Origin of the sequence: Limnothrix sp. FACHB-1083, assembly GCF_014696485.1 — a bacterium.
Classification (GTDB): Bacteria; Cyanobacteriota; Cyanobacteriia; order CACIAM-69d; family CACIAM-69d; genus CACIAM-69d.
This window is the reverse complement of record NZ_JACJQD010000004.1, coordinates 337,187-348,792: the sequence shown is the minus strand read 5'-3', so window position 1 is coordinate 348,792 and position 11,606 is coordinate 337,187. Positions and strand designations below refer to the sequence as shown.

At 44.6% G+C, this 11,606-nt stretch carries 10 protein-coding genes and 1 pseudogene; 2 read left to right on the top strand and 9 right to left on the bottom strand.

Annotation, left to right across the window (positions count from 1 at the left end; all coding sequences use genetic code 11):
- Positions 1–932: 932 nt before the first annotated feature.
- The 7 genes and pseudogenes from H6F46_RS19800 to rfbF all read right to left on the bottom strand — a co-directional run.
- Positions 933–1,328: pseudogene (locus H6F46_RS19800) on the bottom strand (glycosyltransferase family 2 protein); the annotation flags it as partial.
- Positions 1,329–1,552: 224 nt separating this feature from the next.
- Entirely contained in the window at positions 1,553–2,479 is a 927-nt protein-coding gene (locus H6F46_RS07720) for a transketolase family protein (RefSeq protein ID WP_190354178.1), read from the bottom strand.
- Between the two features lie 15 nt (positions 2,480–2,494).
- Positions 2,495–3,295: a transketolase gene (locus H6F46_RS07715; RefSeq protein WP_190354177.1), complete on the bottom strand. Its 801-nt coding sequence runs from the start codon at positions 3,293–3,295 to the stop codon at positions 2,495–2,497.
- Between the two features lie 198 nt (positions 3,296–3,493).
- Complete coding sequence (locus tag H6F46_RS07710; RefSeq protein ID WP_190354176.1) at positions 3,494–4,534, bottom strand: NAD(P)-dependent oxidoreductase; 1,041 nt, start codon at positions 4,532–4,534, stop codon at positions 3,494–3,496.
- A 27-nt stretch (positions 4,535–4,561) separates the two neighbouring features.
- Positions 4,562–5,920: a lipopolysaccharide biosynthesis protein RfbH gene (gene rfbH / locus H6F46_RS07705; RefSeq protein ID WP_190354175.1), complete on the bottom strand. Its 1,359-nt coding sequence runs from the start codon at positions 5,918–5,920 to the stop codon at positions 4,562–4,564.
- Between the two features lie 21 nt (positions 5,921–5,941).
- A complete protein-coding gene (gene rfbG, locus H6F46_RS07700) occupies positions 5,942–7,018 on the bottom strand; it encodes a CDP-glucose 4,6-dehydratase (protein WP_190354174.1) in 1,077 nt (358 codons plus the stop codon).
- Positions 7,012–7,782, bottom strand: a complete 771-nt coding sequence (gene rfbF / locus H6F46_RS07695; protein ID WP_190354173.1) for a glucose-1-phosphate cytidylyltransferase — start codon at positions 7,780–7,782, stop codon at positions 7,012–7,014. Before rfbF ends, rfbG begins: the two co-directional genes overlap by 7 nt.
- Positions 7,783–7,821: 39 nt before the next feature.
- On the opposite strand from rfbF, the gene H6F46_RS07690 reads away from it, so the two are divergent.
- Positions 7,822–8,763, top strand: a complete 942-nt coding sequence (locus tag H6F46_RS07690; RefSeq protein WP_190354172.1) for a glycosyltransferase family 10 domain-containing protein — start codon at positions 7,822–7,824, stop codon at positions 8,761–8,763.
- Here the strand turns inward: H6F46_RS07690 and H6F46_RS07685 are convergent.
- Both H6F46_RS07685 and H6F46_RS07680 read right to left on the bottom strand, forming a co-directional pair.
- Entirely contained in the window at positions 8,760–9,587 is an 828-nt protein-coding gene (locus tag H6F46_RS07685) for a hypothetical protein (protein WP_190404988.1), read from the bottom strand. The two genes, H6F46_RS07690 and H6F46_RS07685, sit on opposite strands and share 4 nt — an antisense overlap.
- A 205-nt stretch (positions 9,588–9,792) precedes the next feature.
- On the bottom strand, positions 9,793–11,139 hold the full coding sequence (locus H6F46_RS07680) for an FkbM family methyltransferase (RefSeq protein WP_190354170.1): 1,347 nt from the start codon (positions 11,137–11,139) through the stop codon (positions 9,793–9,795).
- 177 nt (positions 11,140–11,316) lie between these two features.
- Here H6F46_RS07680 and H6F46_RS07675 point away from each other — a divergent pair, with 177 nt between their 5' ends.
- On the top strand, positions 11,317–11,565 hold the full coding sequence (locus tag H6F46_RS07675) for a hypothetical protein (RefSeq protein ID WP_190354169.1): 249 nt from the start codon (positions 11,317–11,319) through the stop codon (positions 11,563–11,565).
- The last annotated feature ends 41 nt before the right edge of the window (positions 11,566–11,606 follow it).

Genomic DNA, 11,606 nt, shown 5'->3' with positions numbered 1-11,606 from the left:
AGGGTTGCTGCAAGTATAAAGTTAATCGACTTCGCATCCTTGGAAGCAACAGATGGATGAACAAGGCTTGATTCCGCACTTTTTCTGGGTTTGCTATCAGATTCTGTGTCTGCATACGTGCTCCATCTAAGGCAAACATAAGCAAACAGCTCTTCAACGAATTTTTCCTCAACATCAGTGAGTTTTTCGTCTCGAAATCTCGAGTTAACTAGGGATCGATAGGCTGTCCCCAGATGTCCTCGATATTGCTCTTGAACTTGATTGCTTGGCAGATGCAGCCAACAGTCTGCTAGGTACTTTCTTAGTTCTCGTAACTGCGGTCTGGTCTGGATTGGGTTGATGGTATAAGCTGCGAGGGCCTCTTCGATGTTTTGACACAGGCTCTCAATACCCAGATTTTTATTCTGCTGAGGGGTTGCTATTGAATGATGTCTAGCTTCACGGGCAACTTTATCTAGGTATTGATGAGTTTGTTGCAGCAGTTCTTCAAATTCTTCCGGAGATAAACTGGAACGGAACTCATTTAGAGTTTTATCAGTTAATAGCGTTAGGGGCATCAAGAAATTTAGAACATCAAACGATAGATTTTTGCCTGAAATTAGTTGCAAGGTTTCGCTATTGCTACTGTATCGGTAGAACTCTAGGATTTCGTTAATATATGTGCCACGGTGGTTTAAATATAGGCGAAAAAGAAAATCCCAATCTACCGCTGGAAATGGCGCACCCATTTCGACTGCTTTCCATCGCTTGAGGGGTAAACACCGGCGACGAAACAACAGGCCGGAGAAACAACCAAAGAGGCTAGTCCTGGAGCAATAGCGTAGGAGTTTTTTAGAACGCTCTGAAAAGCTGGTGGTATTGAGTAGATCCTGAATGACAAGCGGGACTGTTTGGGAAAAATGTTGTTCGATAAGTGATGGATTGAGAATTTGGCTTGACTCGTCGTCAAAGACAGGCTTTACGGTACATACAGAAAAGTCAGTTTCAGGCGACTTGAGAAGAGGCTGCACCATTCTCGATATGAAGTCTGGTTCGAGATAATCATCTGCACACTGAAGCTTTAGAATTTCACCGCTTGCCAAGAGAAGCGAATGACGAAAATTTTCATTGGCTGAAATAGTTTTATTGAGTCTATAGTATTTAATTCTTGAGTCACGCTGAGAATATTCTAGAGCAAGGTCTGATGAGCCATCAGTACTGCCATTGTCACTAACGATGATTTCGAGGTTTCTATAGGTTTGAGATAAAACTGACGTAATAGTTTGCTCAAAGAAAGATGCTTTGTTATAAAGAGGAATACAAACTGATATTAATAGAGAAGAGGGCATAAAATTCAGTCTTTCGAAGTTGGTATTCATGAAATTCGTTATATCACCACTACTTCTGTCAGGTTACGTATTTGTGGAAAAACTTGTGGAAACTGAAAATTACCTCTTCGGTGGTGCCTGTGATGCGATGATTTGCGGCAAGTGATCGTTGGTGCCGCAAGGCTTTCACTAGTTCATTATTACTGAATTACGGCACCACCAAATTTTCCAGTTTACTGAGTGAATCATATTCGTTCTTGCTTGATCGCAAACAAAAAGCACTCAATCTGGTTTATTACAGATTTTATGTCCAACCTATGTTCACGTATGAGGTACTTATAACTTCCACAAAGTTGCGAGAAACGGTCTTGAATTCCAATTCGACAGATGTGTGTGGGGACATAACTAGCCGCAATTTCAGCTACTATGGAGCCCAGTCCTCCATAAATTGAATGCTCTTCCAAGACAACTATAACTTGATGTTTTTTACAAATAGAAATGACCTGATCAATGTTGACTGGTTTTAACGACGGTGCACTCCAAACTGAACTACCATCAATCTCTTGGGAAACTTGCAATGCAGTCTTCACCATAGAGCCAGTTGCTACGAGTCCAACTATACCATCACCGGGCTTGATATGACACAGGTCACCCCAACGCAAATCAAATCGAGATTGATGAATATCACCTAAATCATCTTTTCCAATTCTCAAATAGACTGGATAGTCAGCCTTGAGTGCTAAACTCATACATTGATTCATCTCATGCCTATCTGCTGGTGAAAGAATTGATATGTTGGGTATCGAGCGCAAAGCAGCAATATCTTCAGTACTTTGATGGCTAGAACCTAAGCTACTATAGACTACTCCTGCGCCATCTCCAATCAGTACTATTGGTAACTCTTGATAACAAATATCTAGTTTGATTTGTTCTAAAACTCGTATAGGAATAAAGGCACTTAACCCATACACAATAGGCTTAAAGCCACATTTGGCAAGCCCAGCAGCTACACCAATCATGTTTTGTTCAGCAACACCAGCGTTAATATATTGCTGAGGGCAGCTTTGGCGAAATTGATCAAATAATGAGTATCCGTGATCGCCGCTGAGTAGAATAACTCGCCCATCTGACTGTGCAGCTTCTGTCAGGCATTTCACAAAAGTACTTCTCATCGGGACAACCCTTTGTTATTTATCTAATTCATTTATTGCCATAGTATAACTTTCTAAAGTAAGGCGAGTGTAGTGCCACCGATTATCGCACTCCATAAAAGAAATTCCTTTTCCTTTTATAGTGTGAGCTATGATGGCCTTAGGCTTTCCAGGAGACAGGGCTTGAATTTTCACAATGGCTATATCCAAGGCAAGCTCGTTATGTCCATCTACGTCAAGAGCTTCAAACCCAAAAGCTCTGAATTTTTCTGAAATACTCCCCAATTCCATAATTTCTGATGTTTTACCCATTGCTTGGTAGCCATTTGCATCAACAATTACACATAGGTTATCTAGTTTGAATTGAGATGCGAACATTGCTGCCTCCCAGATAGATCCTTCGTTTATTTCGCCATCTCCTACAATGATGAAGCACTTTTGTCCTGTTTGTTGACGTTTAGCACCTAAAGCCATTCCTACCCCCACAGAAAATCCATGACCTAAAGATCCTGAAGTGACTTCCAGCCCTGGAACATGAGCATCAGAAAGCCCCTTCAATAGGCTACCGTCACTGCAATAATTCTTCAAGTCATCATCGCTGAGCCACCCCAATTCTTTCATACAGGCATACTGGGCCATTACTCCATGTCCCTTGCTAAGTATTAAGTAATCTCTTTGGGGCGATTCAGGTTGACCATTTCCTAGGTTTAAGTGAGATCTATAAAGAACTGCTAGAATTTCAATGATGGAGAAGGCACAACCAATATGCACTGTTGATCCCGCATAAGCCATCTTCAAAACTGATTTCCTAAGTTCTCGAGGTTCAAACAAAGACATGATTTAGCTCTTTTTTGAATGAATTCAGCCTTAATTTTAATAGTTATAACGAATACATCAATTTTCATGTCTACATTGTATAAGTGTATATTATAAGCATAAGTTTTACAAATGCGTCATTTTACTTGTTTTGTCGTATTCAACGAATTTTTAAACCTACACTCGATTACCTTTTATATTGAGGTTCAATTCTATTTCTCATTTTTTGTTAAGATTTAAAATCGTTTTATTGATTGCTTCATAAAGTGGAGTTAGTAGTTGAAGGTTTAGACTAGTCATGGCCCGACTTACTGATGGAATATACCGCTCAGGGAGTTTGCCTGGCATAGGTTTCTGGCTCATTAAAATCTCTGACCTTAAATCAAACAATCGAGACACATCATTCGCTAAATCAAGAATAGTAATTTCTCTATCTGAGCCAACATTGTAGGGATAACAAACAGTACCATTGACTAAAATTGTCCATAGCCAGATCACCAAGTCAGCCATATAGAGGTAGGAACGATAACATGTTCCATCTCCGTTTATCCGAATTGGACTACCTTGAATACCATCCCGAATAAAGTTTCCTATTGCAAAATTACCATCTAGCGGTAAGTAAGGGCCAACAAAGGCAAAGCACCGAGCAATCTTTGCTTCTAGACCGTATTGCTTGGCATAAATCGCACACAGAAGCTCAGCTACTCGTTTTCCCTCCCCATAAGCAGACCCAACATCCATAGTATCGGGTGCTCCCCTATAATCTTCGGGTATATGGGTCATATCAGGTGGCTGTTGCCCGTAGACCGCCCCAGAACTAGTGAGCAAAAATTTCTTAGCCCCGCAGTGTCGTGCAAACTCTAGAGTCCGCCTTGTTCCTTGGACTATCACATCTAGCATGAGTAGAGGATCTTCCTGATTTAGCTTGGCACCCACCTCTGTTGCCGCATGGATTACATGTGAAAAAGAACCATCAGGGAAAGGGAACGATCTGACATCGCCCACGTGAAATTTGATCGCCGGATGAGCTGCCAAATGAGGAGTTTTCTTTGCAAATACCGCTGGGCTTCTGGTTAAAACTAAAGCTTTGACTCCTAGCGCCTGCTTGTCGTTAGCCCAGATCAAGCTTTCTAATAGCCAGCGACCAAAAAAACCTGTACCGCCCGTAATAAAAATACGTTGTGATCGCAGGTCTTCCCACAGATCATGAGTAGTTTCAAGAATATAATCTAGGTCTTCTGCTAAGGGATTGATTTTCATACGTTGAGCGCTCCTTGTCTTTCAACTTTATAAACGTGCTGTAAAGTATTTAATTTTTTCGACAGCATATTCTAATGCTTCCTTTGTCAACCCCGGGAATGTACCCAGCCATAGTGTCTTGTCCATCACTTTGTCTGTATTTTGAAGCTCCCCAACAAATCGATAATTTAATCCTTGGTATAGAGGTTGTCGGAGTAAGTTTCCGCCAAAGAGTAACCGAGTACCGATCAAATTCTTCTCCAGATACTGCACGAATTCATTGCGAGTGAATGGTGCGTTATCTCTTACAGACAGCGGGAAGCCAAACCAGCTTGGATCAGCATCTTGGGATGATTCTGGCAGTACCAAAACATCCTCTAGCTTCTTCAACTGTTGATACAAGAAGCTAAAGTTCTGCTGGCGTTTTGCGATAAAGTCTGGCAACTTATCTAGCTGAGCAACACCAACTGCAGCCTGCATATCTGTCAGTTTTAGATTATAGCCAACGTGTGAGTAAGTGTATTTATGGTCATAACCAAACGGTAAGTCACCCAACTGCCAGTCAAATCGCTTGCGGCAGGTATTGTCTACTCCAGGAGGACACCAACAGTCTCGCCCCCAATCCCGAAATGACTCGACGATTTTCTTGAGCCGAGAGTCACTTGTCAAGACAGCTCCACCCTCTCCCATTGTTATGTGATGAGCAGGATAAAAGCTAACAGTGGATAGATGCCCAAATGTGCCGGTTTTCCGACCTTTGTAGAGACTGCCAACAGCATCGCAGTTATCTTCAATGACCCAAAGTTGATGCTTCTCTGCAAAAGCTAAGACTGCATCGACATCAAATGGGTTACCCAAGGTGTGGGCAACCATAATTGCTTTCGTGCGAGTAGACAAGGCCAGTTCTAGCTGCGTGACATCTATGTTGTAGCTAGGTAGGCTAATGTCAACAAAGACAGGAACGAGCTGGTTCTGAAAAATTGGGTTTACTGTTGTCGGAAATCCCGCAGCTACCGTAATGACTTCATCCCCAGGTTGCAAGCGGCGATCGCCCAATTGCTTTGAAGTCAGGGCACTCAGGGCTAACAAATTAGCAGATGACCCTGAGTTAACCAGTAAGCAGTGTTTTACACCAATCCACTCTGCGAATCGTTGCTCAAATAGCGCTGCGTAGCGCCCAGTGGTCAGCCAAAAATCAAGGGAAGAGTCAACTAAATTCAGCAGCTCTAACTCGTCGAAAACTTTTCCCGACACAGGAACTGGTGTTTGACCCGGGAGGAAAGGTTGCTTTGCAAATTTAAACTCATAAAACTCGGCAACTGCTGCTAGAACGCGAGCTCGAAGCTGCTGTTCGCGGCCAAGAATGCTAGCGGAACTTTGTGTAGAGGCAATTTCGCTAGAAGTCATACTCGCTCGTCACTATCATCCTTAAGTTTGCCGATGGGTAACACCAACAAATTCTAAAATCTGTTCCTGCGTAACTTGTTGCATCTCTTGCCCGTCATAGTACGCACGATACCATGAAACTGTGGACTCTACTGCTTGATTTAGAGACCATCGGGGTTTCCACTGCAATCGCGATCGCGCTTTGCTAGAATCCAGTTGCAATAATCCTGCTTCATGGTAATCCGGATTAATCTTGGCGATCTCAACTGTTCCTCCCCAAACCTCAGCAGCCAACTTTGCCACCTCGCCAACCGTCACCGTATCTACCGCATCTGGGCCAAAGTTCCAGGCTTCACAGAACTCCAGAGCACGATCACCCAGTAATGCCTCTGCTAAGCGCAAATAACCCGACAGCGGTTCTAAAACATGCTGCCATGGACGAACTGCCTGCGGATAGCGCAACTTCAGTGGTTCATCTGCCTGAAACGCCCGCACACAATCAGGAATCAATCGACCTGTCGCCCAGTCGCCACCACCAATGACATTTCCAGCCCGAGCCGTCGCCACGGCGATACCCTGTGGCCCCAAAAAGCTCGATCGATAAGCCGAAACTACTAACTCTGCACAAGCTTTGCTGTTGCTGTAAGGATCAAATCCCCCCAAGCGATCATTCTCCCGATAGGGATACACCCACTCCTGATTCTCGTAGCACTTATCCGTTGTAACCACGATGATCGCCCGCACCGAATCAACTAGCCGCGCCGCCTCTAACACATGGGCCGTTCCCATCACGTTGGTGGCATAAGTCTCGATCGGTGAGGCATAGCTAGTCTGAACTAGGGATTGAGCCGCCAAGTGGAAGATGATTTCTGGCTCAGCCTGTATGATCACCCTCTTCACCGCTTCAAAATTCCGGATGTCGATTCGTGCATCCGCTACAAGAAGCCCGTGAAGCAACAAAGTTTTGTATAGGTTCGGCTGTGTCGGTGGATCTAGAGCCAACCCGTAGACGTCCCCGCCCAGGGAATGTAACCAGAGGCATAACCAGGAACCCTTAAAACCAGTGTGTCCAGTCACCAAAACGCGGCGACCTTGCCAAGGTGACGAGTTGATCACCATACTTTCCAAGGAGCCTGCCTTTCGCTCCACAGCTTCTCCAAGTAGACTTTATCCCGTAGTGTATCCATTGGTAGCCAGAAACCATGGTGATCGAAAGCACGCAACTGCCCTTCGGTTGCAAGGGTCATCAGCGGTTCCTTTTCCCAGCTTGTGCAGTCACCTTCAATATAGTCCAGAACGGCTGGGGACAGCACAAAAAAACCGCCATTGATTCGTCCGCCATCACCCTTTGGTTTTTCAAGGAACCCACGAACCTCGTCACCCTCCTGTTCCAGGGACCCGTAGCGTCCTGGCGGCTGTACCGCCGTCACGGTGGCTAGCTTCTCGTGTTGCCTATGGAAGCTAATGAGAGCCGAGATATTGACATCTGCCACTCCATCGCCATAAGTAAAACAAAAATCCTCCTCTCCTTTCAAGTAGCTGGACACCCGCTTTAGGCGTCCACCGGTCATTGTTTGCTCACCGGTATCAACCAAGGTCACACGCCAAGGCTCTGCGTGACGTTGATGCACCTCCATGGAATTTTTTTCCATATCGAATGTTACATCCGACATATGCAGAACGTAATTTGCAAAATATTCCTTTATAATGTAGCCTTTGTAGCCACAGCAAACAATAAACTCTTGGACTCCATGAAACGAGTAGATTTTCATGATGTGCCAAAGGATTGGCTTGCCCCCTATCTCAACCATAGGCTTTGGCTTTATATGTGTTTCTTCGCTAATTCTCGTTCCTAATCCACCTGCAAGAATCACGCACTTCATTCCCAATTGTCCCCCAAATCTGGATTTTAGTTGGATTTCATGAATATAGGACTAAGACTCTATTATCGTGAACAGGAAGAATACTTTGGCTTAACCAGTCACATCCCTGGCTTTGGTTATCGGCTTCTGGCAGGCACTGTAGATCTACGTTTGCGACTGGAGTTGTTGGGGCATCGGCTCATACCACTATCTCAAGCGAATCTAGAATCGCTTGATGTGGTTATTGTATTCGATATTGATGCTCAGATTTATCAAGAAGTTCTGCAACTGCCTCCAAGCATTCCTTGCATCTTGATTTGTATGGAGTCGCCAATCTATTCACCACATTCTCATGATCTGTCCATTTTGGCTCATCCTAGGTGGCGCAGGATTTTGACATGGAATCGTGCCATTCGTCTACCGAATGTCATTTACTACGACATTCCTATCGCCGACGGTATTCCTCTCAATACTGATTATTCCATGTCCACAGTCTCTCAGAAGGGCGTAGCAATTGCGAATCCTGCCAAAAGTCAACGAGGTTTACCGCCTCGAAGAGACAGTTTATACCTAGATCTCGCTGCCCAGGGGATTATTGATCTTTACGGAAACCACTGGCCATATATTCCTGACCGAGGACTTCACGGGTCAGCTCAAGACAAAATCGCTACTATTGAAAAATACTCCTACTCACTGGTTATCGAAAATTGCGTGTGCTCAGGATATGTCACTGAAAAGCTGGCTGACAGCGTTTTGGCAAGGCGTCCTGCAATTTACTACGGTGATAATGAGACAGCTCAGGGGCGCTTTGCCGGTACGTTTATTCTACTAAAAGAGCTTTCTCTAGAATCTTTTTTGGAATCTCTGTCAGAACTTCGCAAGTATAAGGATGAACTTGAAAAGTCTATCGACGTATGTCGACAAAATTCTTTCAACTGGTGTAACTCCTTCTCGGAGGAAGTAATAAAAGCTATTTGCGAATGTTATGCATCTCCATCTTAAAATATTATCACTTCGTCACGAGAAATCTCTCTACTGCTCTTGTTGTTGATGACCATAAAGTCACTTTGACCTGCGAAGAAATCATGAAGCTCCTCAGAGCTTCTGCTTTCCCCTAGGTATTGTTTTGGGAAGAGACTCAATGAACCAGTTTCCATGAGGCAAGCTGCAGTGTAGCTGTATTGACTGTTGGAGCATACAAGAATCGACGACATTCTCATTATGGCATGTGAGAGGAACGAATTGCCACCAACAATCGGTGTGATATTTACGTCAGCCACTTTTCTCTCTTGAAAGTTTTGAAACTCTTGGCTTAATGGGCTGTCAGTAACGATCACGATATGTGGGATTACTCGAGAAAGACCTTGAATGATAAGAGAAAATGATCGATCTGAAACCAGATAGTCAGCAACGCGCAGATAATCGCCTCGTCTAATATGTATGCAAGCGTATGGTTTGTCTCCAAGAAGCTCTCTGCATTTTGCTTTGACGAGGTCTGGGATAAGGAATAAATTTCTAACACTAGGAGTTTGGAGTCCCGCGTACGCGAACTCCAGCTTCTTAATGTTTGCATCATCCAAAACTTCCAGATGCCCTTTATTGCTTACATCGTCATGAGGGCGAAAAGTTGATAAAGGAATGCCAAACTCAGATAGCTCCCAGTCCCACAAAGATACTCCGCTGCTCATCCTGCCTGACTCTTGTGTTAGATTGAAATATGACATGTCGGAATAGCAGATTCCGTCCAGTTGCTGTAGGAAGAAGTAAGCTGAGCAGCTCAAAATTTGAGCGCCCAGTCCTCCGGTAAAAGTTACTATCTTTCCCATGATTGACGATTATTTCGTGATCAATGTAAGCTCGTCGCTTGAAGTGAATACACTGCTTACGCTGCCACTGCTTTCTCACCTGAGCTGATTGCAGGTAATGCGTAGAGACGGTCATGATGCTTCTTAGACAGCTACCGCCTCCTACAAGATTTCGATTTATCTACGAAATCCTCTCGGAGAAACTCAAGGTCACTTGAATTGATGCTCACGGATTGAAGAATCGACTTTTGTGGGCATACACGTAGACGAATGAGTCAAACACGGAATCTAGTACATAGTCTTTATCTCTCAGGTAACTATGAAGCCCTGAGTCGCCGTAATTATCCTCTACTTCAATGATGGATATGGAAACTGACGACCAGTCGATAGACTTGAGGACAGCCAACTCGGCACCTTCAACATCTATCTTTAGAAAGTCAACCCTCGTCACACCAAGGCTGCGTAGGATCTCTGAGAGCGGCACTTGCAGCACCTTAATGGTTTGCAGCATTTGCCCCGTTCCTTCAAGCTCCTCCTGAACCCGTCTCGCGTGCCTTGGGTCACAATGGTCTTTGAGTGACGATAGCGTGTTGAGGCCCCCTGTGACTTGCTGAAACTCTGCTACGCCCAATGAGTCTGCAATTGCACATGGAATTACAAGGCACGACCTACTGCTGTACAGGTAAGGAAAGCAAGCGGGGTTAGGTTCTATGCAGATGCCTTTCCATCCCATGAATTTTTCAAAGAAATATGTTGATGAAAGCTCAACGCCGTTGTTTGCACCGACATCAACAAAGAAGCCATTCGGCTTGTTGCTAAAGTACTTCTTGTGGATCCAGTAATCTTGGCCACATTGCGATCTGTAGGACTCATGAATGAGAGGCCTGAGGTTTGCTAGTATTCTAGGGCTGTCTGTACCAATGCCAATGTTTCCTTGCAGCTCCTTGTAGCCAACTCGTTCGTAGATGCAATTGCCATGCCAAGGAATTCCCGAAACTCTTCTAAACCCCTTCTTTCGTAAGTGTTGATCGACATCTGGAAAAAGGGAACCACCCTCGTATATCCTTTCTTGAGAGCACTCCACTTCTATCCATTTTACATGGTCTCCATAATCTCCCATTCCTTCAAGGCATAGTAATTCGGAGCCTTGAATATCAATTACAATTACGTCAATCTGCTCAGGATGCAGATTCAGTCCTTTTAGGATGGTCGAGAGCGTCAGGGTCGACATTCTAATAACGTCTCCAGACTCGCTAAGTCCCTCCCATGTCTCTCGTAGAAGAGAGGTGGAACGGTGCATTGAACTACTGGCCCCCTCATTATTGAAGCGATAGAAAGGGATCTCCTGATTATCCCTATTTGATACCAGTGCATTGACGCAGATCTGTTTTGATTGGGGATTGACGCTCTGGATGTGATGTTCAAGTACTTCGCACAGGGACGAGTCTGCCTCTATCCAGATAACGTTTTGGGGTTTCAATTGCTCGTATAGATAAACTTCTTCTCCATAATGAGCACCCACATGAACGATAGTATTAATCTGCTCGCCACCTACTCTCTTAATTAAAGACATGTTCGGATGTATTGAAGTTTGAATTTTTTGGTTGAAGTTGCAGTTCGATTTGCTTAAACTGCACAATATAAGCGACTTATTTTTGTTGTTTTGGATTTACGTTGATGTGGCCCCACGTAGCCGTCAGGGTCTCGCCGAGCTGCTAATTCCATTATTCACAAGACAACACCTGTTGTTGTGGCTAAGCAGCGGTGCGATATTTTACTTGGTTTTTGTGGCTGCTGGCGCGATCATGGTGCTCCTCTGGGTGCCGGCATTGCCGAGCTGCCCAGCGATATTTTGGCCGATCACGCCAGCGCTGGTCTGATTGTACTACGCAGAGTTAGCCGCAAGCAAAAAAATCTCGATGATCTTCTCGAAGCGCTCGCCCTGCTCGGAGACCTTTCCCCGACCATGAACTGCGATCGCAGGCGGACTAATACCTAGAGACCTACCTGGACGCAGCAGGTGCTAGATCTGGCAGAGGA

Excerpts from the sequence above, each read along its gene's own strand:
- H6F46_RS07690 (WP_190354172.1), top strand. The coding sequence starts at position 7,822 with ATGAATATAGGACTAAGACTCTATTATCGTGAACAGGAAGAATACTTT.
- H6F46_RS07720 (WP_190354178.1), bottom strand. The coding sequence starts at position 2,479 with ATGAGAAGTACTTTTGTGAAATGCCTGACAGAAGCTGCACAGTCAGAT.
- H6F46_RS07680 (WP_190354170.1), bottom strand. The coding sequence starts at position 11,139 with ATGTCTTTAATTAAGAGAGTAGGTGGCGAGCAGATTAATACTATCGTT.
- H6F46_RS07715 (WP_190354177.1), bottom strand. The coding sequence starts at position 3,295 with ATGTCTTTGTTTGAACCTCGAGAACTTAGGAAATCAGTTTTGAAGATG.
- H6F46_RS07685 (WP_190404988.1), bottom strand. The coding sequence starts at position 9,587 with ATGGGAAAGATAGTAACTTTTACCGGAGGACTGGGCGCTCAAATTTTG.
- rfbG (WP_190354174.1), bottom strand. The coding sequence starts at position 7,018 with ATGGTGATCAACTCGTCACCTTGGCAAGGTCGCCGCGTTTTGGTGACT.
- H6F46_RS07710 (WP_190354176.1), bottom strand. The coding sequence starts at position 4,534 with ATGAAAATCAATCCCTTAGCAGAAGACCTAGATTATATTCTTGAAACT.
- rfbF (WP_190354173.1), bottom strand. The coding sequence starts at position 7,782 with ATGAAGTGCGTGATTCTTGCAGGTGGATTAGGAACGAGAATTAGCGAA.
- rfbH (WP_190354175.1), bottom strand. The coding sequence starts at position 5,920 with ATGACTTCTAGCGAAATTGCCTCTACACAAAGTTCCGCTAGCATTCTT.